This is a genomic window from Streptomyces sp. NPDC058257, from assembly GCF_042881845.1.
Classification (GTDB): Bacteria; Actinomycetota; Actinomycetes; order Streptomycetales; family Streptomycetaceae; genus Streptomyces.
Genome location: NZ_JBHVXJ010000002.1, coordinates 541,437 through 562,828, shown reverse-complemented (window position 1 = coordinate 562,828; position 21,392 = coordinate 541,437). Strand labels below are relative to the sequence as shown.

Here is a 21,392-nt window from a genome sequence, read left to right as displayed (position 1 = left end):
GTACTCCGGAGCGAGGTGGGCGACGAGGCGAGAGGGTCAGCGAGTGGCGGGGCGCTTCTTCGTGAAGCTCACCCCGGCTGCGCGGCTGTGGTGGCCGTCGTCGCTGGTGAGGGAGGGCCTGATCTCGGTGGCCTTGAGGACTGCTTTGGCCGACATCTGGCGCTTGAGCTGTCCCTTGCTCGCGAATCCGGCGTTGCGCCGTCCGCGGTTCAGCAGGAACCAGAGCGTCACCAGAGCCAGCGCCAACACGGCGGTCACGGCGTACAGGACCAGCGAGATTCCGCCGGGCATGATGTCCATTACTCGGCCCTCCGGGCGACCCGGGCTGCCAGGTAGCGCATCCGCCGGCCGCACAGCCGCGACATCGAAGCGTCGGGCCCGGCGCAGCGCGGAGGCGCGGTGTGGAAGGCGCTGTGCAGGTCCTCGGCGGCTCGCCAGGTGTGGGTGACAGCCGTACGTACGCGTCCTCCGGCGGCGGAGTAGTCGCCGCGGTCCAGCACGGTGGCCAGCGTCTTCATACGTCGGGCGAGGTCGAGCGCTTCGGCGTGCAGCTGGTCGATGTCCAGTCGCACCGCGCGTTCGTCGGCGGGCAGCGTGGTGTGGTCGGTGGTGACGGTCATAGCGAGGCTTCGTTCCGAATCTGCTTGGAAGGAGTCGGCGGCGTAGAGGTGGCGGTATCCGCTCATTCGGAGTCCGGGGAGGTGCTGGTCAGGTCGGTCATCGAGCCGGAGGAGAAGCACAGGTGTTGTTCGGCTTCCACCAACAAGTGCTGGACGCCCGGGTAGATCACTTCGCCGACCTTCCACAGCGCGATTCCGCGGCGCAGACGCATGATGTGCTCGGCCGTCCAGGACGGCAGGCCCAGCCGGGCGACCGTCGCCTCCGCCTCGGCCTTCTTCTGGCTGTAGATCACGATGGTGTCGGCCATCTTCAGCGCTGCTTGGGTCTCCGGGCTGTCGTCGATGTCCGACAGGTGATGGACGATGAAGATGCAGGACAGCCCGTACCCCCTCGCGAATTTGAGGAACTTCTCAAGCAGCGAGGCGAGTTGGGGCGTGCCTAGGATGTGCCAGGCTTCCTCGCATACGAGGATTCGCTTGCGCTGGGTGTAGCGGCGGCAGCTGGAGGCGGGGTTCGGCCCCAGCTCCCAGGCTCCGGAATTCGCGTCGACCACGACGCGGTTGTGCTGCCCCGGCTCCGTCCCGCACTCGCACAGCGGGCGCAGCCAGACCTCTTCGAGGAAGACCGAGATCACGGCAACGAGGATGGTCATGGCGACGCCGCCGGACGGGACCTTGGTCAGGTCGAAAACGATCATGTCGGCGTCGAGGTCCACGCCCAGGCTGGTCGGGCCGTCGAGCATGCCCGTCAGGTCGCCGGTCGCGTCCTGTTCGCTGCCGCACAGCCGGTCCAGGACGTAGGACGCCTCCAGGCCGTCACCGAGAAGTTCGTCCCGCGTACGCTTCTTGGCCGTCGCGTCGGACTCCTCCGGGGACCGCAGCGCGGCGGCGACATCGGCCAGCACCGGGGTGCGGCCGAGGTCTCCCGCCCGCTGGTGGGCCCTGCGGATCGCGATCCGCAGGGCCGAGCCGGCGAACTCGTCCAGGGCTTTGCCGAGACCCAGTTCAACGATCGTGCGCACCAGCTCGACTTGCCGCTTGCCCGCGATGGCCGGGTCCATCGGGTTGATGCACGAGGCCGCCCGGCCGCCGCCGGGCGCGAACTTCACCGGGGCCTTGCCGGTCAGCGAGCGGCCGAGCGCGGCCCACTCGCCCTCCTCCCGCTCCTTCTGTTCCTTGGTGTCGAGGACGACGACCTGACGCCCGAGGCGGATCTGCCGGGCTGCGTACGTCTTGGTCAGTGCCGACTTTCCCCGGCCGGTGTCGCCCATCACGATCATGTTGCCGCCGGGCAGGCCGTCGCCGAAGGCGCTGAAGGGGCAGTAGATGAACGCTTTCCCGCTGTACAACTCGCGGCCGATGATCGCGCCCGCGGTGCCAAGGGTGGGCGGTGCGATGGGCAGGTACAGGGCCTGGCTGGTGGTCGTCTCGGTGTAGAGAGGACGGCGCACTGTCTCGTACATCGCCGACAGCGGGGTGAGGTCGAGGAGGTCTGTCACTTGATGCCTCCGGCGAGGGGCAGGGTCGTAGCGAAGGCGCGGGCGTGTTCGAGGTCGAGCCATTCGATCCGCAGGTGCGCGTTGCGGGCGCGGGAGGCGGTGGTGCGCTTGGTGCGCTCCAGTTCTTCGGCGCTGCGCGAGGAGATGGTGATGTAGCCAACGACGGCGGAGCCAGCCGCGCCGGAGGAGGCCAGGGTCATGCCGCGTGATCCGGTAGCGCTGGCGGCGATCTGGTCGCGCGGGTCGATGTTCTTGCCACGCTTACGGTCGCGGTCGATCTCGGCCTGGTTGTTCGTGTCCTCCGCGAGCATCCGCTCCACGGCCTTGTCGTTGGGTTCGAGCTGCTGCGTGATCGAGATGGTGCGGATGACGTCGGGCATCCCGATCAGCAGGGGGCTCAGGAAATCCGGGCCGACAGGGGTGGTGGGCCATCCGACCACGGCGGCGGTGGCGTGGTACCAGCTTTCGGTGGAGCCTGCCGCGCGGGTGGCGACGTGAACGCCGTCGCGGACGTCGACGTTGCGGGGGAAGGCGTGCGCCTGTCGGAGGTCGGTGTCCCAGATGGCGTGGTCAGGATCGTAGGAGTTGCGGATGAACGCGGTCATCCGGCCTTCGTCCAAAGGCGCGATCACGGAGAGGTCGGCGTCCTCTGCGCGGGACCACAGTTCATCCAGGTACGCGGCCATGGCGGCGGCGATCCCTTCGTCTCCGGTTCCGCGGGCGGCGCCCTCGGCCGCCAGGTCGCGGGTGAACCGGGCGTGGATGGTGATGTAGTAGCGGTGTTCCTCGGCGCTGGTGGATACGGCGTTGGCCAGTACGTCGTACGAGTCCTTCAGCCACTGCGGGGCGTCCGTCGTCGCGGCCGACTCGTCGCGCTGCGCGATGTAGCGCTGGTGGGCGTAGGGGTCCGACTTCATCTGGCGGGCGAGGACCTGAATCCGCTTCACCGGGTGCTCTTCGACGTTGCCGAAGGCGTCGAGGAGTTCACCCCAGCGCTCCAGAGCGACGACCTGTTCACCGACTTCCTTGCCGCCGAGGCCGGGCGAGGCGATCTCCAGAGTGGCTGTGACGCACCCGGCCTCCGGCTGGAGGACCACGACGGTCTGCTGTCCGCGGACCGTGACCGGCACCCACGTCATGCCCGTGACGCCTTCCGGCTCCACCAGAGCGGCGTCCGGCGGAGTGCCATTGGGGCGCACGCCGGCCTCGACGGCTGGGGACACCCACACGCCGCCGGTGCGGCGGAGCGCCTTGCGGTGGTAGCGGTTGATCCGCCACCAGCGGTAGAGGGTGCGCCGCTGGGATGTGCCCTTGGGGCGGTATGGCGCGTACACGATGACCAGGGCGAGCAGGATGGGCAGGACCAGGCACGTCGCGGCGATGGCCGTCACGCCGTTGAAGAGGTAGCCGAAGAGGATGCCGGTGACGGCGCCGCCGCCGAGGACGACCTGTTCGCCGAGGTCACGGCGGCCGACCAGCCCGGTGGGGCGGTGCTTTCCGAACTGATACGTACGAGTTGACATGGAGGGTCACTGGTCCTTGCTGGGGTTCGGTCGTCCGGGTGCCTGACTGCCCGAGGGCCGCGACGGCGGCGGGGGCGTGACAGAGGGCCCGGAGCCCGAGGCGGTTCCTGATGCGGAGGAGGGAGATGCGGGCGGCGTCGGCCCCGAAGTTCCCGGGCCGGGCGACGGCGGCGAGGGCGGCCGAGCTGCGCTCGGTGCCCCGTTGGCTCCCGGTGGGCGTCCGGCGGATGCGTGGCCACCTGCCGAGGACCAGTCCGGAGAAGAGCTGACGACCGGGTCGGAGGTCGCTCCTGGAGGACGAGCGGCTGCCGGTGCACCGGACTTACCGGCGGTGTCGTCGCCGCGCTGGCCTTCAGCCTGTTCGGGCTTGCCGCCTGCGGCGTCGGTGCCCTGCGCGCCCGGGGAACTGGCGGCCTTGTTCTTCGCCACGTCGACGCCAGCCTTGGCAACGGCCGCCCCTGCTGCGACTGGCCCGGCCACAGCCGTTCCGCCACCCATCTTGGCGCCAGCGGTCTTGGCGCCAGCGGTCTTGGCGCTGCCGCCGACCAACGAGTCCTGCACGCGGGCCCCCATCGCTCGGTTGGCGTGCTGGGCAGGGCCGTCAACCGCAGCAGCCGGGCCGGACGACTGGGCGGACTTCCGGTCGTGGTGGAGTTGGGCCATCTCGTCGCCGAAGGCGGGCACCCACTTGTAGAGGGTGGCACTGGCGAAGACGGCGAGCAGGAGAATCAGCGCACCGACGAGGGTCTTGGAGACTGCGTCGGACATGCTCCCCGACGTATCGCTGAGGACCGCGCCGCCGAGGCCCAGCAGGGCGAACAAGACCGGCTTGCTCAGGCCGATGGCGAAGATGCCACCGAACCACTTCTTACTCTTGTTCCACAGGTCGCGATCAACCAATCCGGCGTTGACGATCGGCCCGAGCGCGACGGCCACGTAGATCGCCGCGCTGCGGATCAGCAGCTCGATCCACATCAGCAGGGCGCCGCACATCATGATGAGGTTGACGACCAGCAGCTGTCCCACGCCCTCGGAGGGATTGGCTGCCATGACCTTGAGGATGTTCTCCAAGAACGGCTTGAAGTTCGATGTCGCGTAGGGCTCGAAGATGGCCGTGACCTCGTCAATGGCCTTCATCAGCAGCGCGATTGCGCCCGGCGTCATGGCGTTGACCACGAACTGGAGGAGCAGGAAGCCGATCGCCTCGGACACGGCGGTGGTCACGGCAACCCCGCGAACCGCCCGCTTGGCCACGGCGATCAGCCACAGGGCCACGGTGAGCAGGCTGGAGGCCGCGAAGATGATCGCGTACTGCTTCAGGAAGCCGGGGCTTGTGAGGTCGATCTTCGTGGTGTTCTGGATCAGCTCCAGCATCTTGCGCAGGAACCAGATGTTCGCCTCGGTGAGCTTCTGGAGCAGGAACCCCAGCGGGTCCTTGACGAAGTCGATGGCCGCCTTCGCCTCGCACACCATCGGGATGTAGCAGAAGGGGTTGGCCACCGCCGAGGGCACGAACACGAACCCGATGATCACGTTGACCATGGCCACCGCTCGGAGGCGGCGGCGCCAGTGACCCGGGGTTCCCCGCTCGATGGTCAACAGGCCGGGGGCGTCGTCACGCAGTCGCAGGCGCATTGCTGGCACCCCCCACGTCCGCGAAGCTGTCGGCCGGGTCCGCCTCCTGCATGGCCGGCGGGGACGGCACGAGCGGTTCGGACGGCGTGACGGTCGTTGTCTTCCAGGTGCCGTCCTCCCAGACCAGATCCACGGTCATGCGCAGGAAGGCGACCTGCGGGCGCTGCGTCTCGTCCTTCCCTGCGACGCCGCCCACCGACGCTGTCCACAGCTCGATGCTCGCGGCCTGGTCGGAGTAGGAGATCGAGCGGGTGGCGAGCGCCGCAGTCCGCGTGATCAGTTCACTGCTGTCGGCGGTCGTCCCGTCCGCGCCGACACCACGGTTCTCCATGACCAGACGAGCCGTCGAGTCGCTGTCCGAGGTGACCGAGTGCAGCACGCTCGACGCGGCGGTGGCCGCCAGCATCCGGTGCCGCCAGTCCTCATCGGCGAAGAACCGGGGATCGCCGTAGAGCATGGTGGCGCTGACGGCGGCGGCACGCGCGCCGCGTTCGTTGTGTCCGTACGGGGCCGGGAATCCCTTTCGGTCTTCGGTGCCGCTCAGCACGGGGTCTTCTGCAGCGGCCGAGGTGTAGTCCGAAAAGTCGGCCGGCACGTTGGACGCCTGCCGCACGTCAATCGGAGCGACGAGCCCCTTCGAGGTCGAACTGTCCTTCAGCTTCCAGTCGTTCGACTCCCAGGTGAGCGTGACCGTCACCGACTGGAAGCCCGTCTTCGGCGTCGCGTGCCCGGCCGTGCTGCCGCGAACCGTCGTCGTCCACAGCCGCACCATCGCCCCGTGGGCGTCGAAGCCCAGGACATGTGCCGAGAGGACACCAGTACGGGCGACGGCCTTCTTGGCGGAGACCTTGGACGCGTCGCCGCGCAGGGAGTCGACCGCGTCTTCGGCCGCGTGGTCGGCCTTCTTCAAAGCCGTTCCGGCTGTGCCCTTGGCCGCCATGACGGCCACAGCGCGGTGCCGCGCGCCCTTGTCCGTGAGGAACTGAGAACTACTGCTGACCGTCGTGAAGTTGGCTGCCGCCGCCTTGGCGCCGGAGCGAGTGTGCGGGTACCCGACGGGAACGCCGTGCAGATCCCGCACGCCTTCCCCGCTCGCCTGCGGAGCCGAGTGAGCGGGTACCTGTGCGGAGGGGGCCGTGGCCGGAGGGGTACCCGTTGCCATGCTGACGACCACCCCGGCCGCAGTGACCACCGCCGCGCCGCCGGCCGCGATGCCCCAGAGCTTGGCCGACGCGCGGCGCGCTCCGTTGGCCTTCGAGGAGGAAACGTTCCTCCGGGATCGGAAAGGCATGGATCACACACCCATGCCGTACGTGATGGCGAAGATGGTGCCGAAGCTGGCCACGAGGAAGACGCAGGTCAGACCGCCGACCATCATGCCCTTGCCGCGCGAGCTGTCCATCGTGGAGTGGCCCTCACCGAACCAGCCCTTCGACTTGCCGACACCGGCAAGGAAGGCACCGGCACCGACAACAAGGACGACGGCCGCGATGACGCCGAGGATCACCTTCGCCGTGCCGCCGAGCTTCCCGAACGGGCCCCAGTCCGGCTTCACACCGGACACGACATCGGCACCGGCGGCGAGGGTCGTGTGAAGGGAGGGATCGGCAGCGACAGACAGGAGGTTGTGCATGTTCAGCCCCTTGGTGCTGTAAGAGATAGTTTGGGATGTTTTGGCGTGATTAGCCGACGTGCCGCATCGCGATGATCTGCGGTTTCCAGTACGAGAGCGGCTTGATCCGCACCTGAGCCCCGGTGTGCGGGGCGTCGATGACCTGGCCGCCGCCGATGTACATGCCGACGTGCTCAGGCCCGGCGCTGCCGGGGACGCTGAACAGCAAGTCGCCCGGCGCGAGTTGGGAGATGGCCTTGACGGCGGTCCCTGCGTGGACCTGGTCATACGTGGTGCGCGGCAGGTTCACTCCCGCCGCTGACCAGGCCATCTTGGTGAGCGAGGAGCAGTCGCAACCGCCCACGCCCTCATACGGCATAACGCAACTGCCGCCCCACCGGTACCAGGTGCCCAGAGCTGTCTTCGCGGCCGAGATCGCGCGAGCTGCGCCCTTGCCGGCCGGGGCGTCGGGCTTGACAGCGTCCGCCCACTTTGAGGCCAGCGCACGGATGTTGCGCACGTACTCGCGGGTCTCGGGGTACGGCGGGATGCCGCCGTACTTGATCACCGCGCCGCCGCCCGCGTTATACGCGGCCAACATGTTGTCCGTCGAGTCGCCCGGCACCTTTTTGACCTCTTTAGCCAAGGTGCAGTCATACGCGGCCTGCGCGGCGATGGCGTCTGCCGGGTTCCGGATGTCCTTGATCCCGTCGCCGTCGCCGTCCTTGCCATGCTGAGCCCAGGTCCCCGGCATGAACTGCGCGATTCCGACGGCCCCGACGGGCGACTTCGCACCGGAGTTGAAGTTGCTCTCGGTATAGAGCTGAGCCGCCAGGAGAGAGGCCGTGACCTGCGGACACTCGCCCTCATGCTTGTTGATCAACTTGCGGACCCAGCCCGGTACGGGTGCGTCCGTCTGGATGCCGCCGCCGGGGCCGGTCTCCTGTGCGGAGGCGCTGTCGGCGCCGCCGAACGTGGTCAGCATGGCGACCCCGGTGATCAATCCGGCCGTGACGAGTCCCAGGCCAGCCTGTGTGCCCTTGTTCATCGTGGCCCCGTCACGCCCAGGGCAAGGCAGTGACTCGCCAGCCCTTGGAGGTGTGCTCCAGGCGAAGCGCGAGCTGTTCGCCACTGCTTTGCGCGTGCCCAGACTTCGGGATAGTCGTGAGGGTGTAGCTCACGCGGACGAGAGCGGAGGACGTCGTTACCGCAGGTGCGCCGTCGGGGACGACAGCAGACGTGATCTTGATTGCCTGGTGTGCCTTTTCAGCCCGCAGTGCGGCCCAGGCGGCGTCCTGGCTCGGTCGCTTCTGAGCGAGTACGCCGGCGAGGTCCCCCGAGGCGAGCCGGGCCGCCCGAGCGCCGGCGTCTGCATAAGAGCTGTCGGCCCCGTCGCGTGCGTCGTGCTCTGCATAGGCCGTTGTGAAGGCGCGTGCCGTGCGGTCAACGTCATCAGGTAGAGCGGTAGTTGACGGGGCGGCGGCGGTCCTGGTGCTCGGTGAGGGTGTGTTGGGGATGCCCGCCGAGACGGAGTGTGGCTGTGCGGTCGAGGCGGTGGATGGGCCGCTGGTCGAGCTGGAGCAGCCGGTCGACAGAGCGGCCAGGGAACCGGCTATTCCTATTGCGGCGGATATGGGTGTAAAGCGGCTGGATCGGGACATGCGGGAACCACAATCGTGCGCAGGGGGAGTGAGGAGCGTGGGAAGGGTCAGACCTCGAACGTGTGCATCGCGCCGCACTTGACGGGGCGTGCCTTGCCCTTCTTCACGCAGACCCTGATCTTGTGTGTGCCTTGGAAGAGAGTCGGCCTCCTCCAAGAGCAACGGCCGTCGTTGTAGTTATCGGTGACAGTGGTGAGCAGTCGTCGGCCGTCCCCCGAGAGGATTTCGACCGCTGCCTTGCGGCCGTCCGTCTTGGTGTCACATGCGGTGACCGAGTCATCGACGTGGTTATAGAAGCCCTGGGCGCCGCCGCCCTTGGAAGCCCACCATCCGGAGCTGGCCGAGGCCGGGGTTGCAGACATCGCGGCGGCGACGAGTGCCGTCCCGACTGCTATGGGCATGGTGCGCTTGAAGAAGCGGGTGGTAAGCACGAATTTCTCCCTACGAAGAATCAGCTCAAGGGTTCCGCTGCTAAGAACACATTCATGGCGGCGGAACTCTGTACGACGGGGAAGAGCGCTGGTGCCGGTGATACGGCAGGCTCCGCGCAGAAGGGTTTGTCGATTCGGGTGTTGCGGTCCCTGGAGGGACCGCAACACCCCCTCGCAGGAGGGGGGAACTCCTGCGGCTCTCGCCGACGGCAGCCGGGAAACTGTGGGAAAGGGCGAGGTCTTACGACCCAATCCGAGAAGTGTCCAAATCTGTTCAGTGCAAATTAGAAAATTCGCAGCTGAGGTAGTCACTCATATCAAGGTCATCAACCCCTTGCTTGATCTGGAGGAGGCCCAAGGAAATTGCCCCATTGGCCAGAAGCACTCTTTGGCGTTGGCCACGCCTAGATCCTTGCAGGGGTTCGCGGACAACTCGAATCAACAAAAAAGTCGGAACCTAATTCTTAGAATTAGGTTCCGACTTTTGCGGTGGTGTTCCCGGCGGTCAAGTCTCTACGAGCTGGACTGGCGCAGGTGGTTGATCGCTATGCCGAGCCACGGTGCCGCTGGCCCGGCAAGCAGCAAGGGAGCGCAGACGGCGTACGACAGCACAACAGCGGATTCCTCATCAGTTACGCCGGTCAGGAGGGCATGGTCGAAGGGCAGCCAGTCACGAGACCCCGCTGGCAGGAGCCGCACTCCGATCGAGGTGAGCACCACTCGGGCCGCGGTGTGATCGCGCCACTGCGGAAGGGCGGCGTCCTCCGCTTCCTGGCGCCGACGGGCGTCGAGACGACCATTGCTCACCCACTGTCGGCCGAAGGTCGGGTGATCCTGGAGATACCCGCTGGCCGAGGTCGGGTAGTCGACCTCCGTCCCATAGAAGCGGGCGGCGGAGCAAGCCACGTCCGCGAAGGCGATTTCATCGGCCGCAAGGGCAAGACCGCCCGCCTGGACCGGCACGAGACTGCCCCCGCCCTGGAGGTGACCCGTGAGGGCGGACGCTGCCTGTACGGCATCGGCGCGGGCGGCGTCCTCCGCCCGGTCGCGTCGGCGAGACCACATCGTCGTTCCTTCCTGATCAAGCTGACCGGCCGGGGCCTGCATGGCGAGAGCCACACAGGCCCCGGGCCCGTCATGAGATGGGATCACCAGAGGGCACTGGAGGCAGCGGCGGGTGTCCTCGCCCCCTTGTCGTCCTCTTCCTTCAGCCGGGCCAGCAGCACACCAAGGCGGTCGTTGCTGATCGCCTGGTGCTTGCGGACGGCGTCCCCTACAACCTCGCGACTGGTCCGTCCGGCCCGCTCGGTAGCGGTCCGCGCGATCGGCAGTAGCTCTGCCAACCAGTCGTCGTCCGCCTCCCGGTCCTGTGGGCATTCCGCGTCGTCCGGGACGGACGGCTTTTCTCCGTCCGTAGGGGCGCGGACAGCCGTGGGCCCAGAGGATTCCGTGCTCTCCGGCACTGCTGTGGTCGGCGCGTGGTCCACAGGTTCGCCGTCCGGTCCGTCCGCGCTCTTACCCTCCGTCTCCTCTCCGTCTGCTTCCGCGGACGGGTGAGCCGCGGCGTCCTCCGTACGTGGTTCTACGTCGGAGTGGGGCTCGGCTTTCCGCAGGTCAACGGTTGCTGCGACGGCGTCCTGCGGCGCGGACGGACCGTTCGTCAACGGCCGTGGAGGCATCGACGCCGGTGCTTCCAGGGGACGAGGACCCTGCTGGGCTGCGACGCGTTGGAGTGTCGGAGCCTCCTCGCGGACCGGTCCGGGACCAGCGTCAGCCCGGTCCGGGACCGCCCGCTCAGCCGTCCGCGCCATCAGGATGTAGAGGTGGACCGATCCCGCCAGCGCGAGCGGCGCGAGCATCGACAGCACCCCCACGACGCTGTCCGCGAGGTGCAGCGCGGACCGTCCGGCCTGCGGAGAATCGTTCAACGTGATTGCGTGCAGCGCGTTCGCGCCGAGGCTCGCTCCGGTCGCCGCGAGGAACAAGAACCAGGCGTAAAGCCGCGCGGCGAACCGCTGGTGCCGAAGGAGCACAATCGCCCGCACGCCGTAGGCAATGAACCCGTCGATGAACACCGGGAACAGGTAGGACAAGGTCTCCCTGGCGTGGATCGCGAGGGCGATCTGACGCAGTGCGTCGTACGAGAAGGCGAAGCCGGCCGCGCCGAGCAGGATGATTGCACTGCGGTCCCAGGCCGTCATTCCGCGCAGGCTGTAGCTCTCCTGCCGTTCGGTCCCCGCCGCCGTGTCTATGTGCGCGTGTGACATCAGAGGTTGCCCCCGTCGCGCGGGCTGATGTCCTGCCAGGCCGGGGTCTGCGAGAGGAGCTGGCCGAGCTGTTCCAAAGACGTCACCTCGTGCACGTGCTGACTCGGGCAGCTCACGCACGACACCCGCAGCGAGATTCGTTCCGTGCCGCCCTGATCGGTGTAGTACAGCTCCAGGTGCTGGCCCCCAGTCGTGTCGAGCGACGCGAAGGCTTGCAGGTGCTCTTCGAAGCTGAGAAGTCCCAGAACCTCCCAGTCGAGCGTGACTGCGGCGTCCCCCAAGAGGGTGCGTGCGTACTTCGACGCGGCGGTGATCGACCTGGGGCCCCAGGTACGGAACGCGGCCTCCCGAGCGGTCTTGCGTCGCTCCTCTGCGGTGGTGAGGTGCTTGGCCGCAGCGAACATGATCGGGTGACTCATCGGGGGCCTTCCAGAAGATCGGTAGCGCGGGGTGCGGTGCCGTCACCGGGCTCATTGGCGAGGCGCAGGAGAACGTCCGCGTGGCACGGAGCATCAAGGGGACATGTGCACATCAGGTCGAGCCCGCGCAGGATTCGGGCGAAGCGAACTGCGTAGTGGCGTCCGACTGGGCTCCGGAGCGTGGCTGCGAAGAGATCCACCGACTCCGCGTCGTCCATCGGGGGTCCGAGCGGGGACCGAACTCCGGCTGTGAACGGGTTCGCGTACCGGCTGCGAGGGCCGACATATGCACAGGCTGTGGACAGCGCTGCGGCGTCGCGGGATGCTCCGCGGAGGCGGACGGGCATCATGCCGCCCTCCCACCGCGGCGCCGATCGGCGCCGATCATCGGGACGAGGGTCGTGACCATCTCGGCCAGACGGCTCGCCACACGGGCCCCGACAAAGTCGCTCAGGTCCGGGCCGTTCTCATCGCGGGCCGGGAGGTTGGACGTGATGATCGTCGGCAAGCAGTGGTTGTACCTGTAGTTGATCAGCCGGTACGTGACCTCTTCGGTCCATTCCGAGGTCTTCGCCGTGCCGAGGTCATCGAGGAGCAGGTACTGAACACGGCTGAGCCGTTGCAGCTCGTGTTCTGCTGCCCCCATGACCTGTGACGGGCGCAAATTGCCGTACATGTCCGCTGAGTTCACGGCGATCAGCTCGAACCGGTCCGGTCCGCCGGCCGCGATCCTCCGCATGGCCCCGTACGCCTGGTGCGTCTTGCCCGTCCCCGTGAGACCGGTGAGGAGCAGCGCGCCAGCAGCAGCGTTGTCCGTGAATGCCCGGTCGGCCCAGCCGATGACCTCCGGCAGCGTGGCCTGAGCGTCACGGAATCGAGGAGGGGTTGCCCTCTGCCAGCGGCTCACGGCGTAGTCGGCCCGCGCCCGACAGTGCCACTCGCGGTCTCCGGGGTTCTCTTCCGGTGCCTCATCGGCGGGGTCGGCGTCCGGCACGGCCTGAAGTCCTTTCGCAGCGAGTATTCGTTCCATTGCGCGCATCGACCTGGCGCTGCCCGCGCGTTCCGGCTCTGCCATGATCAAAATCCATTCTGGTAAGCACTGGGGGCAGCGGTGTTCTGAAAGGGAATCCAGCCTCCGGATTGCCGACGCAACGGCACAACGTTCCCCTGGGAGGCTGCTGCGGGAGCGTGCGAGGGCAGATCCGCCCAGATGCGCAGCAGATAGCGAGCGGACTGCGGGGGTCGGTCGGCGTTCCATCGACGCGCCACCATCTCGACCAGCCGTTCATTTCCCCAACGTGCTGCGAGAGCTGTTACCCGATCCCATTCCGATTCGGTCAGTCGCCATCCGACGAGCATTCCAGCGCTTGTTATGGCTGTTACCAGGTCCTTGGCTCCATCGGGAACCCTCACCGAGTCCTGCTTGGCGGTGGTGTTCTCTCGACGTGACCCCAGCAAGCTAGCTTGCTCTTTGGTGGTGGTAATACTCCCGTAGGGAGTATTACCACCACGTGCGCGCGAGGAAGAAACTTCCGAATCTGTGTGCTGAAACGTCCCACTTCCCACTTCCGGAGCGGAGTTCTGGGAGGGAAGTTCCTGGAACCTGGTTCCCTCTTCTGGATCTTCAGCGTTGGGAGTAGGAAGTTCCTTCTCCGAACCGACACGGCCAACCCCATCGCTGCACAGCAGTATCGAGTAGGTGTTCGGATTGGACGCTCCCCCTCCCCGCTCGTGGCTGAGTTCTCCGAGCTTTGCCAGCTCTCCGAGGCACTTCGTTATCGAGCGAGGCGTAAGGCGGGTGAGCGTGGATATCTCGTCCAAGGTCAGCGTGGCTTTGCCGTCGTTGTCCGCCTCACGGGCCAGGGCCAGCATGACGAGGCGTGAGCCCCTACACGACTTTGATTGTGACCAGATCAGTTCGGTTGCTATGTCGCTCATCGGCATTCACCGCCAACTATTGCTATGCGACGGTGGAGGGAAAGGCCGAAAGAGTGGTCGTCCTCCGGAATGTAGCCGTTCTGGTCCGGCTCCGGGGTGAGGTACAGCGTTTCGGTAGGAAGGTAGAAATCGTGGGCAAGACGCCAGTTTGCGACCTTGCCGAATCCGCGCCTGACAATGCGCGCCACTTCTTCTTCGGTCCTGCGGTCGATAAGCATGCGGTAGAAGTCCGATTCGAAGAGGTGGGTAACAGACCGTCGCTCGGGATAGACCCGCACGAGTACGGCTGTCGGTGCAATCTCACGGATCGCGGCACTGATATTCGCGCGCCGAAATCCGGAGGGGCTGTCCTGAAGCATGGGGAGAACTCCCGTGAACGCAGGGTCCGCCGTGCGGAAGAATCGTTTCCTCGGGGGGAGGTCAGGCCGCGTCCGAGACGATGTGGACCGAAGGCGTGCCCCGCCCGGCCTGCGACTTTCGGTAGCGGCGGGCAAGCTTCAGCAGGTACTCATGCGTTACGCCGAGGCCGCGAGCGACGGCGGCAGCGTCCAGGGAGGGATCAGTGGCGAAGCGCGCAATCACGGCGTCCCGGGCGGGCTTGGTCAGGGCCGCAGTGCCCCCTCGAAGCGCGGCTTCTACGGCTTTCTCGCTGTCCCGGTCCTGCCATGCACGCCGCAGCTCTGAACGCTCCGAAGCCAGCAGGCCGCCCCGGATCCCGTACTCGTCGTCATCCTTGAGGGATTCCACCAGGCACCGGGCAGCGACGGCCAACGGGCATGACGCACAGAGATTGCGAGGACGGTTGAGGGAGGTTCCCAACTTGGATTTCACCGAGTCGGGTTCTTCCCGCGGGCCGTCTGCGAGTGGGACGAAAATGTTGATGTCCTGGTTCGTGCATCGGGCAGATTCGGCCCAATACTTGCCCGGAGCCTTCTTCGACTCTTCTATGAGGGGCAGCCAGTTTCCCTGGTGCGCAGCCTCGATGAGGCTGGATATGTCAGTGCTCATTTGTATCTCGCGATGTTCGCAGCGCCGCGAATTATTGCAACCGGGCGCGAGAGGAGATCAGGAACGCTTACGAGAGCGCTTGGAAGGCTGAAGCGCCATCAATACCGACTCGTCATCCCTCTGGGGCTTTGCGTCAGGGCTGACGAAATGCATATCGGAAATCGCGTGGAGGTCGTCCTCCGTGAACTGAACGAACTTCCCGAACTTCCGGTGTGGGAGCGTCGATATGCGCTCACGGAGCCACTTTTCCGGAATGTTCAGCCGTTCAGCGGCTTCGCTGTAGCCGATGTGCAGTCGCTTGTCGCGGGAGTCCGTCGCCTGGCTGCCCAACAGGGCGTCCAGGCCGCCGGCCTGAGCCAAGAGACCGACCACGGTTGCGAGTCCCTGCAAATCCACGGCCGGGCCCGCGTTCGCCGGTGCCACGGCCGCCGTCATGCTTCCAGCCCGCGCAGTTCAGCGGTCCGCAGGTCGAAGGCGTGCCCGCCGGATGCCGCCCATCCGGCTTGGGGGAACGAGCGGATGATCCACCGGGCGATGGTGAGCGCCTTCGCCCGAGGGACACGAAGGGTGCGTCCGTGGTCATTCACGGCGGTGAGTCCAAGGTGGGGCCATAGGGTTCGGGGGCCCTGGAGACGCACCTGAACGACAGCGGCCTCCGGCAGCATGGACGCCAGTTGCGCCGCCAGCCGTTCGGCCGGGCCCGAAGGGATCTCCACCTTCGGGTTGCAGTCCGTGGTAGGGGACATGCGACACTCCTTTATGTGGTACGCCGCTCCGTCGTGCCGTGCGAAAGGACACGGAGTGGCCGTGCGAGTGACCAGCGCCCCTGTCGGGGGCCGCGGATCACGAGCTGTCTGGCGTCCGAGAGGTGCGAACTCTCGGGCGCCGATGGCGTTTTGAGGGGAAGGGCCGCGCCTGGGTGATGCGCAGCTTTCCCTCTCCACCGGACCGGTCCGCGATGGGAACCGCAGGTGGGCGAAGGCTGAGAGGGGTGCGAACCCCCTCGTTTTTCGCTAAGATGAAGCTATCTTGGTTAATACGAAAAGTCAACAACCCGAGGTTTCCTCGGCTCACCCAAAAAACGAGGTCCGATGCCAGCTCGCCGTTTCGACAGAGAACGTGTGCGCAAGGTGCGTCGAGACGCCGACGTCTCACAGGCCGACGTGGCGTCCGCCCTCGGCTCTGCGGACTCGACCGTGGCGGGATGGGAGTCGGGAGCGACGACACCCGATCAGGAGAAGTTGCCTGCCCTCGCCGGAGTGCTGAATCGGCCGCTGGACGACCTCTTCCCGCGAGACGGCTTGCCCGATCTGATCGACCTGCGATGCGACGCCGGCCTCTACCGGTACGAGACGAAGGCGATCATCGGGACCAAGAGCGATGGGCCGGTGGCTGGAGCTGAACAGGGCATTCGACGGCTCAAGGACCGGTACGTCCCTCTCCTTGCGGCTGCTTACGGGGTGACCGAGGACGAGCTGAAACGTGCCCAGGACCGGTCTTTCGGAGAGGCTGACGAGGACGCCGCCGAGAAGGTGCCGGAGACGCTGGCCGAGAAGATCACTCTCCTGCTGGAGCGCTCCTACCCGGGCCGAACCGCGCCGGAGGACCAGGAGATCGCGGACTCGGTCAACGCCTACGCGGGCTCCCAGGTCACATCGGCCGAGGCCATCGAAGCCCTGCGGACGGGTGAGGACGACGAGCCGGTGCCCGTGGTCCTCGAAGGTCTGGCCCAGTTCTTCGACGTCTCCAAGCTGTACTTCGAGCCGAATGACGCCGTCGCCCGGCAGGTCTACGAAGGGCTCCGCCTCATGTCGGCGGCCAAGCAGGGCAAGGTGGGCCGGGTCCGGGCCCGCGGAATGAGTGCCGAGGGCCTGCCGGCCGATGTCCTCTCGATCCTGAACGACCTCGCCAGCGAGCTGGACAAGAAGGCCGATCCAGGCACCAACAAATAGTGCCCTGTTCCCCGGACCCGCGAGGGTCGGGAAACAGGGCACCAGTGTGAGGTTCTTACTGCCCCGTGCCGTTCGGCTCGTGGCGCAGACCGGAGGCGAACACGGCCTGGACTCCGCTCAGTGCGGAGAGATCACCGATCGGGTCTCCGTCCACCAGGAGGAGGTCTGCGCGGTAGCCGGGAGCGACCTTCCCCGTGATGTCGCCCAGGCCCAGGGCGGCGGCAGCCTGTGAGGTCGCCATGTCGATGATCGTGGCGTTCGACAGACCCAGGTGCGAGTAGAACGACAGCGCCTGAACAAGCCCGTCGAAGCCGGCGCGCTGCACGCCTGCGTCCGTCCCGGCAATCAGGCGGACCCCGGCATCGGCCATCTGCCGCACCAGATCGAACATCGCGTTGGCGCGCTCCTCGCCGAAGAAGCGCGGGAGCATCTGCCAATGCGGGCTTACCGCCGGACAGACGGTAATGCCCTTCGTGATGATCTGCTGGACCACGTCGGGCCGGAAGTCCAGGCCCCCGCTCGACATCCAGGTGCAGTGCTCGATGGTGTCGACGCCTGACTCGACGGCGGAGGCGATGCCGTCGGCCCCGTGGGCATGGGCCGCGACGGGCACGCCCGCCTTGTGGGCTTCCTCGACCAGAGCCGTCAGTTCCTCCGCCGTGAACTGTGACTGATGGCTCTTGGGGCCGTCCTTCGTCAGACCGCCACCGGTGACCATCGCCTTGATGACCCCGGCCCCGGCCGCGAGGTTGCGCCGCACGAGGTCGCGGATCTCGGTCTCGCCGGAGACTTCGCCGCCGAGGAAGTGGCAGTGCCCACCCACGGTGGTCGCTGGGGTACCCGCGGAGACGATCCTCGGTCCCGCCGTACGGCGATCGTTGATCTCGGCAGCCAGACGAAGGGCCAGTCCGCCACGGTCTCCGAGATCCCGGACCGTGGTGACGCCGCTGTGCAGGAGCTGTTCGCCGCGACGCCGCATGTCCTCCAACAGGGCGTCGTCCGTCGAGCTTTGGAGGGTGGACACCGGATCAGGCCCGCCGTCGAAGGCCAGGTGAACGTGGGCGTCGATGAGTCCCGGCAAGACCGTCCCGCCGAACTCGAATCGGGGCACGTCGGCCCCGGCCCGCTCCTCGATCTCCGCGCGCGGCCCGACGGCCGCGATCGACTCGCCCTCGATGAGAACGGCGCCGTCCTCCAGGTAGGTCCCCGAGTCGACGAGCACTCGTCCACCGGTAATCAGCATCGTGTGGCTCCTTGATCGTGCGAGGTCATGCGGCTGCGCGCAGTTCGTCGGATACCGCAATCAGTTGTTTCACATCCGACTCCCGGTCGCTGCCCAGCGCCATCGCGAGAGGAACCGCGCGGCGGGGGGCGGGGATGCCCTTCTCGATCCGGGCGGAGGCCCGGCGGAGCCGGGCGGCAAGCTCGGCGGAGTCGATGTTGAGGACTGTGCTGTCGTCGCCCTCATCCAGCAGGTAGGGGCTGATGTCCACCAGACCGTCGCGGCACTCCACGATGCGACGGTGGTAGCGCCGGTGCACTCCACGAGCCCGCCACCTGTCCAAGGCCGCCGCGGACGCCGGCCGCAGCACGTTGTCCGGGTACGTCTCCGCCAGCAGCTCCCACAACGGGGCAAGGCGGCGGTGATCCCGTCGGTGGCGGAGCCAGAGGCGGAGGGATGAGATCCGGGCTCGGGCTCCCGAATACGTGATGCCCGCCGCGAACGTGAGGATTGACGCCACCAGGAGGAAGGCGACGGCTGCCATCAGCGGCCCAGGGACCTCTACGTCGGCCGCGCGAACGGCGACGATGACGGCGCGGATCGCGCAGGCCACCGCCATGGCCCCCAGACCCACGGCCGCCATCCAGAGTCCGGTGGAATGCGGGCGTCGGGACATGCGGGCGTAGCGGCGAGTCCACCGGCACGCCATGCCGAGCGCGTACATCAGGTAGAGGCCAGCGCCGCCGTAGAAGAACGAGATCTGCGGAGTCGTCATGTCGGCCGTGCTGAAGGAGCCGGCGAAGACCTCGTGCGGCACAGATTCGGCGGCCACGGTGATCGCCACCGCGACGATCGCGACAACGACGGCTTCCTTCCGGGCCCTGCGTCGGCCCGCGTCCTCGTCGGCGGCGGAGTAGAGGTAGAAGCACATCAGGAAGTACACCGCGAGAAGCAGCAGCACGTTCTGGATCAGCTTCGCCGTCCCATGTCCGGCGACGGTGTCGACGCCGGACGCGCCGCCGGGCATCGCTACGGGGTACGAGAGTGCGGCACAGAGCAGGCAGAGGGTGACCGAGCGAAGAGGTGCGTCATGAGGGGTTCGCTTCCACTGGTAGAGCTTCCAGACCAGAGCGGCCAGGAGCCCCAGGAGCAGGAGTTCCAAGAGTTACAGCCATCCTCGCCGGTCACCAAGAGCCGCCTCGACCCGTCGCAGGGCGGGATCATCAGCCGGAGGAGTGGAGCTTGCGAGCAGGGCCGACCACTCCAGGATGATCGTCGCCACGAGTTCGACGGAACACTCCTCGCCGTCCTCGTATGAACAACGCTGAGCAACACGCTTGACCGCCTCGGTACCGAAGACCGGCATCAGGGTGGCCCACCCCTCCACGTCGACGGCCGCCGCTTCTTCATCAGAGGCGGTATCCGGCGTGTTCGTCTCGGCCTTGCCCGAGGGGGGCTCGGAGGCCGCCTCGTTCTCCGCCACGAGGATGTGCCCGACCTCGTGCAGGATGATCCCATCCTGGTGCAGCTCGGTCGTCTCCTGCTGGTACAGAATCACGTCGTACGTGTCGTACTCCGCCCACATGCCCGACGGGCCAGGCTTGGGCAGCGGAGCTGCACGCAGAAAGAGCGGGCGCCCGCGCCGCCGACTCAGCTTCTCGCAAAGATCGTGAACGTCGAGCGGGGGAGTCACCCCGAGGTCTTGCAGCTCCCGCCGAATCAGCCGGTGGAGATCCTTCTCCACCGTCCGGGCTGCGGCTGTACGCCAGCGCCCAAGGCGACGGCGGTTGGCTCCGTCCTGAGCGGGAACCTTGGGCTCCGACGCGTCACGACCACTCTTATCCGACCACACTGAGTAATCCCTCCAACCGGCTGTGATGGCTCCCCCGAGCCGGGCGACACCGCGCCCACGTCGATGACGTCCGGTTCCCGGCGCCGGAAACGACCGCAGCCGACTGCTCCTGCGCCCCACTAAATCCCCTTGCAGGGGGAGGGATGCCAGGGCATCCAGGGCTTCCCGCCTAATCGGATGTCACGTACGCGAACACGCGCTGACGCCCCGAGCGGGGCTGCCCCGTGGAGTTCCCGGGAACCTCTTTGGACAGTACGTGACGCTTCCGACAAGGCATGGCCTAAAAATCATGATCGGTTCGTGTAGACGGCAGGTAACTTCGACCGGTCAAAGCGACGTAAATCAACCTTGTTCCATCCCGTACGAGGCTCTGAACTGGGGTTTTATCGTCTGGCGTGGACCGATCAACTTTTGCGAGGTGGCGGATGACTCCGTTATCAACCTGAGACTTTAGGCGAGGCGGACGCTCTCTCAAACACCCGCGAATAGGACAAAATTGCTGATCGGAAGGGGTGTGGCGGCGGTCACCCTGGGGCAGTTCGGGCAACTGAGGCGTTTACGCTTCCAGCCATGTCGAACGCGATATCCATCCAGCCGGACAGTTACCTGAGGTTCTGGAATGAGTACCATCTGTGCACATTGACCACGCTGCGGCCCAACGGGCGACCGCATGTCGTGCCAGTCGGTGTGACGGTGGATGTCGCCGCGGGAATGGCCAGAGTTATCACTCGCAAATCGAGTCGTAAAGTGGCCAACATTCTCGCGGGTGGCGGTGAAGCCCGCGTGGCCCTGTGCCAGGTAGACGGAGGCCGGTGGGCCACGCTCGAAGGGGTGGCAGAGGTGTGCAGCGACGTGGCTGTGGTCGAAGATGCGGTAGCCCGTTACGGAAAGCGATATGGCCGTACGCCGACGCCGGACCCGGAGCGGGTGGTCATCCTGGTCTCGGTCGAACGGGCACTGGGCCAGACTTTGGGCGCCCGACCCCAGGCATCCCAGGCCGCTGCGTAGCGTCAAGCAGCTTGGGGTGGGGCAGTCGCCACGAATGGGGCTGGAGTGGCGCCTTTACCATCCGCGACACTGCACCGGGCGTTGACGAGCAGGACGAAAGACGGCCCCGTCTCTCAGCGTCGGCCCATATCAAGGCCGGTGGCAGTCAGGGTTGGGATGAAAAGCCGGTGGGTTGATCAACGCACTGCCAGTGCCCTATCCAGTTCGTCGGCGCTGATCGCGTCCTCGCCGGGAGCCGGGGGCTCGAAGCGGGCGAAGAAGTCGTCCAACGCCCCGGGGGTAACTGTGAGCGCGTTGGCGTCGGCGCGCTGGTTGCGCTCGTTTAGGCGCCGCAGCAGCTCCGGCTTCTCGACGGGGAGGTAGACCAGCGCCCACCGGGCGCCTGCGGCCTCGACGGTCTTCTTCCACGCGTCGCGGTCCTGGCGTAGCCACAGCCCGTGGTCGAGGACGACGTCCCGGCCAGCGGCCAGCTCGTCGACCACCTGTTGCCGTACGGCATCGACGACGGGGCGTTCGCGCTCGAAGTACTCGTGCTCGGGGTAGTCGACGCCGTAGCGGCCGTGCAGGCGATGGACCTGTTCGTCGACCGAGAGGCGGACCATCCCACGGTCGGCCAGGGAGCGGGCGAGCACGGTCTTGCCGGAACCGGTGATGCCGACCAGCAGCACGGCGAGCGGTGCAGACGTGCTCACGGTCATCCCTTCGGCAGGCGGGCCCTTCTGCTTCCATTGTGGCCCGGCCGCCC

The 21,392-nt window shown here is 66.9% G+C and carries 25 protein-coding genes; 2 read left to right on the top strand and 23 right to left on the bottom strand.

Going from position 1 to position 21,392, the window contains the following annotated elements; all coding sequences use genetic code 11:
• Positions 1-36: 36 nt before the first annotated feature.
• The 19 genes from ACFVXC_RS07955 to ACFVXC_RS07865 all read right to left on the bottom strand — a co-directional run bounded on the left by ACFVXC_RS07955 (position 37) and on the right by ACFVXC_RS07865 (position 15,359).
• On the bottom strand, positions 37-300 hold the full coding sequence (locus ACFVXC_RS07955; protein ID WP_389902631.1) for a hypothetical protein: 264 nt from the start codon (positions 298-300) through the stop codon (positions 37-39).
• Positions 300-620 (bottom strand): DUF6238 family protein, encoded by a 321-nt coding sequence (locus ACFVXC_RS07950; RefSeq protein WP_389902628.1) that lies wholly within the window; start codon positions 618-620, stop codon positions 300-302. Before ACFVXC_RS07950 ends, ACFVXC_RS07955 begins: the two co-directional genes overlap by 1 nt.
• A 62-nt stretch (positions 621-682) precedes the next feature.
• A complete protein-coding gene (locus ACFVXC_RS07945) occupies positions 683-2,119 on the bottom strand; it encodes an ATP/GTP-binding protein (protein ID WP_389902626.1) in 1,437 nt (478 codons plus the stop codon).
• Positions 2,116-3,642 carry an SCO6880 family protein gene (locus ACFVXC_RS07940; protein WP_389902624.1) on the bottom strand — a complete coding sequence of 509 codons (1,527 nt, stop codon included), beginning with the start codon at positions 3,640-3,642 and terminating at the stop codon, positions 2,116-2,118. Before ACFVXC_RS07940 ends, ACFVXC_RS07945 begins: the two co-directional genes overlap by 4 nt.
• A 6-nt stretch (positions 3,643-3,648) precedes the next feature.
• Entirely contained in the window at positions 3,649-5,277 is a 1,629-nt protein-coding gene (locus ACFVXC_RS07935; RefSeq protein ID WP_389902622.1) for a hypothetical protein, read from the bottom strand.
• Positions 5,258-6,568, bottom strand: coding sequence for a hypothetical protein (locus ACFVXC_RS07930; RefSeq protein WP_389902619.1), 1,311 nt, complete (start codon positions 6,566-6,568; stop codon positions 5,258-5,260). The genes ACFVXC_RS07935 and ACFVXC_RS07930 overlap by 20 nt, the downstream gene beginning before the upstream one ends.
• A gap of 3 nt (positions 6,569-6,571) precedes the next feature.
• Positions 6,572-6,910: a hypothetical protein gene (locus ACFVXC_RS07925; RefSeq protein WP_389902616.1), complete on the bottom strand. Its 339-nt coding sequence runs from the start codon at positions 6,908-6,910 to the stop codon at positions 6,572-6,574.
• Positions 6,911-6,959: 49 nt separating this feature from the next.
• Positions 6,960-7,937, bottom strand: a complete 978-nt coding sequence (locus ACFVXC_RS07920) for an NlpC/P60 family protein (protein WP_389902613.1) — start codon at positions 7,935-7,937, stop codon at positions 6,960-6,962.
• A gap of 660 nt (positions 7,938-8,597) precedes the next feature.
• Positions 8,598-8,981 carry a hypothetical protein gene (locus ACFVXC_RS07915; RefSeq protein ID WP_389902610.1) on the bottom strand — a complete coding sequence of 128 codons (384 nt, stop codon included), beginning with the start codon at positions 8,979-8,981 and terminating at the stop codon, positions 8,598-8,600.
• 513 nt (positions 8,982-9,494) lie between these two features.
• Positions 9,495-10,046, bottom strand: a complete 552-nt coding sequence (locus tag ACFVXC_RS07910; protein ID WP_389902608.1) for a hypothetical protein — start codon at positions 10,044-10,046, stop codon at positions 9,495-9,497.
• Positions 10,047-10,129: 83 nt separating this feature from the next.
• Positions 10,130-11,248, bottom strand: coding sequence for a DUF2637 domain-containing protein (locus ACFVXC_RS07905; protein ID WP_389902606.1), 1,119 nt, complete (start codon positions 11,246-11,248; stop codon positions 10,130-10,132).
• Positions 11,248-11,667 carry a DUF6195 family protein gene (locus ACFVXC_RS07900; protein ID WP_389902603.1) on the bottom strand — a complete coding sequence of 140 codons (420 nt, stop codon included), beginning with the start codon at positions 11,665-11,667 and terminating at the stop codon, positions 11,248-11,250. The genes ACFVXC_RS07905 and ACFVXC_RS07900 overlap by 1 nt, the downstream gene beginning before the upstream one ends.
• Complete coding sequence (locus tag ACFVXC_RS07895; RefSeq protein ID WP_389903019.1) at positions 11,664-12,014, bottom strand: DUF4326 domain-containing protein; 351 nt, start codon at positions 12,012-12,014, stop codon at positions 11,664-11,666. The genes ACFVXC_RS07900 and ACFVXC_RS07895 overlap by 4 nt, the downstream gene beginning before the upstream one ends.
• Entirely contained in the window at positions 12,014-12,742 is a 729-nt protein-coding gene (locus ACFVXC_RS07890) for an ATP-binding protein (protein ID WP_389902602.1), read from the bottom strand. Before ACFVXC_RS07890 ends, ACFVXC_RS07895 begins: the two co-directional genes overlap by 1 nt.
• 2 nt (positions 12,743-12,744) lie before the next feature.
• The gene (locus tag ACFVXC_RS07885; RefSeq protein WP_389902599.1) at positions 12,745-13,605 is read right to left on the bottom strand and encodes a hypothetical protein; all 861 of its coding nucleotides are present in this window, start codon (positions 13,603-13,605) and stop codon (positions 12,745-12,747) included.
• A complete protein-coding gene (locus tag ACFVXC_RS07880) occupies positions 13,602-13,964 on the bottom strand; it encodes a hypothetical protein (RefSeq protein ID WP_389902597.1) in 363 nt (120 codons plus the stop codon). The genes ACFVXC_RS07885 and ACFVXC_RS07880 overlap by 4 nt, the downstream gene beginning before the upstream one ends.
• Positions 13,965-14,025: 61 nt before the next feature.
• Complete coding sequence (locus ACFVXC_RS07875) at positions 14,026-14,613, bottom strand: WhiB family transcriptional regulator (RefSeq protein ID WP_389902595.1); 588 nt, start codon at positions 14,611-14,613, stop codon at positions 14,026-14,028.
• Between the two features lie 57 nt (positions 14,614-14,670).
• Positions 14,671-15,048, bottom strand: a complete 378-nt coding sequence (locus ACFVXC_RS07870) for a hypothetical protein (RefSeq protein WP_389902593.1) — start codon at positions 15,046-15,048, stop codon at positions 14,671-14,673.
• Positions 15,045-15,359, bottom strand: coding sequence for a transcriptional regulator (locus tag ACFVXC_RS07865; protein WP_389902590.1), 315 nt, complete (start codon positions 15,357-15,359; stop codon positions 15,045-15,047). The genes ACFVXC_RS07870 and ACFVXC_RS07865 overlap by 4 nt, the downstream gene beginning before the upstream one ends.
• A gap of 375 nt (positions 15,360-15,734) precedes the next feature.
• On the opposite strand from ACFVXC_RS07865, the gene ACFVXC_RS07860 reads away from it, so the two are divergent.
• Positions 15,735-16,565 carry a helix-turn-helix transcriptional regulator gene (locus tag ACFVXC_RS07860; RefSeq protein ID WP_389902588.1) on the top strand — a complete coding sequence of 277 codons (831 nt, stop codon included), beginning with the start codon at positions 15,735-15,737 and terminating at the stop codon, positions 16,563-16,565.
• A gap of 55 nt (positions 16,566-16,620) precedes the next feature.
• On the opposite strand, the gene ACFVXC_RS07855 is transcribed toward ACFVXC_RS07860, so the two are convergent.
• Genes ACFVXC_RS07855 through ACFVXC_RS07845 form a run of 3 tightly spaced genes read right to left on the bottom strand, consistent with a single transcriptional unit; the run spans position 16,621 to position 19,372 of the window.
• Positions 16,621-17,808, bottom strand: a complete 1,188-nt coding sequence (locus ACFVXC_RS07855; protein WP_389902586.1) for an amidohydrolase family protein — start codon at positions 17,806-17,808, stop codon at positions 16,621-16,623.
• A 25-nt stretch (positions 17,809-17,833) separates the two neighbouring features.
• A complete protein-coding gene (locus ACFVXC_RS07850) occupies positions 17,834-18,949 on the bottom strand; it encodes an MAB_1171c family putative transporter (protein ID WP_389902583.1) in 1,116 nt (371 codons plus the stop codon).
• A gap of 3 nt (positions 18,950-18,952) precedes the next feature.
• Positions 18,953-19,372, bottom strand: a complete 420-nt coding sequence (locus tag ACFVXC_RS07845) for a hypothetical protein (protein WP_389902582.1) — start codon at positions 19,370-19,372, stop codon at positions 18,953-18,955.
• An 837-nt stretch (positions 19,373-20,209) separates the two neighbouring features.
• On the opposite strand from ACFVXC_RS07845, the gene ACFVXC_RS07840 reads away from it, so the two are divergent.
• Positions 20,210-20,647, top strand: a complete 438-nt coding sequence (locus tag ACFVXC_RS07840) for a pyridoxamine 5'-phosphate oxidase family protein (protein ID WP_389902579.1) — start codon at positions 20,210-20,212, stop codon at positions 20,645-20,647.
• Between the two features lie 176 nt (positions 20,648-20,823).
• On the opposite strand, the gene ACFVXC_RS07835 is transcribed toward ACFVXC_RS07840, so the two are convergent.
• Positions 20,824-21,339, bottom strand: coding sequence for an AAA family ATPase (locus ACFVXC_RS07835; RefSeq protein WP_389902577.1), 516 nt, complete (start codon positions 21,337-21,339; stop codon positions 20,824-20,826).
• Positions 21,340-21,392: the final 53 nt, after the last annotated feature.

Coding starts and splice junctions, on each gene's coding strand:
- ACFVXC_RS07955 (WP_389902631.1), bottom strand. CDS start 300: ATGGACATCATGCCCGGCGGAATCTCGCTGGTCCTGTACGCCGTGACC.
- ACFVXC_RS07950 (WP_389902628.1), bottom strand. CDS start 620: ATGACCGTCACCACCGACCACACCACGCTGCCCGCCGACGAACGCGCG.
- ACFVXC_RS07940 (WP_389902624.1), bottom strand. CDS start 3,642: ATGTCAACTCGTACGTATCAGTTCGGAAAGCACCGCCCCACCGGGCTG.
- ACFVXC_RS07935 (WP_389902622.1), bottom strand. CDS start 5,277: ATGCGCCTGCGACTGCGTGACGACGCCCCCGGCCTGTTGACCATCGAG.
- ACFVXC_RS07930 (WP_389902619.1), bottom strand. CDS start 6,568: ATGCCTTTCCGATCCCGGAGGAACGTTTCCTCCTCGAAGGCCAACGGA.
- ACFVXC_RS07925 (WP_389902616.1), bottom strand. CDS start 6,910: ATGCACAACCTCCTGTCTGTCGCTGCCGATCCCTCCCTTCACACGACC.
- ACFVXC_RS07920 (WP_389902613.1), bottom strand. CDS start 7,937: ATGAACAAGGGCACACAGGCTGGCCTGGGACTCGTCACGGCCGGATTG.
- ACFVXC_RS07910 (WP_389902608.1), bottom strand. CDS start 10,046: ATGTGGTCTCGCCGACGCGACCGGGCGGAGGACGCCGCCCGCGCCGAT.
- ACFVXC_RS07905 (WP_389902606.1), bottom strand. CDS start 11,248: ATGTCACACGCGCACATAGACACGGCGGCGGGGACCGAACGGCAGGAG.
- ACFVXC_RS07900 (WP_389902603.1), bottom strand. CDS start 11,667: ATGAGTCACCCGATCATGTTCGCTGCGGCCAAGCACCTCACCACCGCA.
- ACFVXC_RS07895 (WP_389903019.1), bottom strand. CDS start 12,014: ATGCCCGTCCGCCTCCGCGGAGCATCCCGCGACGCCGCAGCGCTGTCC.
- ACFVXC_RS07890 (WP_389902602.1), bottom strand. CDS start 12,742: ATGGCAGAGCCGGAACGCGCGGGCAGCGCCAGGTCGATGCGCGCAATG.
- ACFVXC_RS07885 (WP_389902599.1), bottom strand. CDS start 13,605: ATGAGCGACATAGCAACCGAACTGATCTGGTCACAATCAAAGTCGTGT.
- ACFVXC_RS07880 (WP_389902597.1), bottom strand. CDS start 13,964: ATGCTTCAGGACAGCCCCTCCGGATTTCGGCGCGCGAATATCAGTGCC.
- ACFVXC_RS07875 (WP_389902595.1), bottom strand. CDS start 14,613: ATGAGCACTGACATATCCAGCCTCATCGAGGCTGCGCACCAGGGAAAC.
- ACFVXC_RS07870 (WP_389902593.1), bottom strand. CDS start 15,048: ATGACGGCGGCCGTGGCACCGGCGAACGCGGGCCCGGCCGTGGATTTG.
- ACFVXC_RS07865 (WP_389902590.1), bottom strand. CDS start 15,359: ATGTCCCCTACCACGGACTGCAACCCGAAGGTGGAGATCCCTTCGGGC.
- ACFVXC_RS07855 (WP_389902586.1), bottom strand. CDS start 17,808: ATGCTGATTACCGGTGGACGAGTGCTCGTCGACTCGGGGACCTACCTG.
- ACFVXC_RS07845 (WP_389902582.1), bottom strand. CDS start 19,372: ATGTGGGCGGAGTACGACACGTACGACGTGATTCTGTACCAGCAGGAG.
- ACFVXC_RS07840 (WP_389902579.1), top strand. CDS start 20,210: ATGTCGAACGCGATATCCATCCAGCCGGACAGTTACCTGAGGTTCTGG.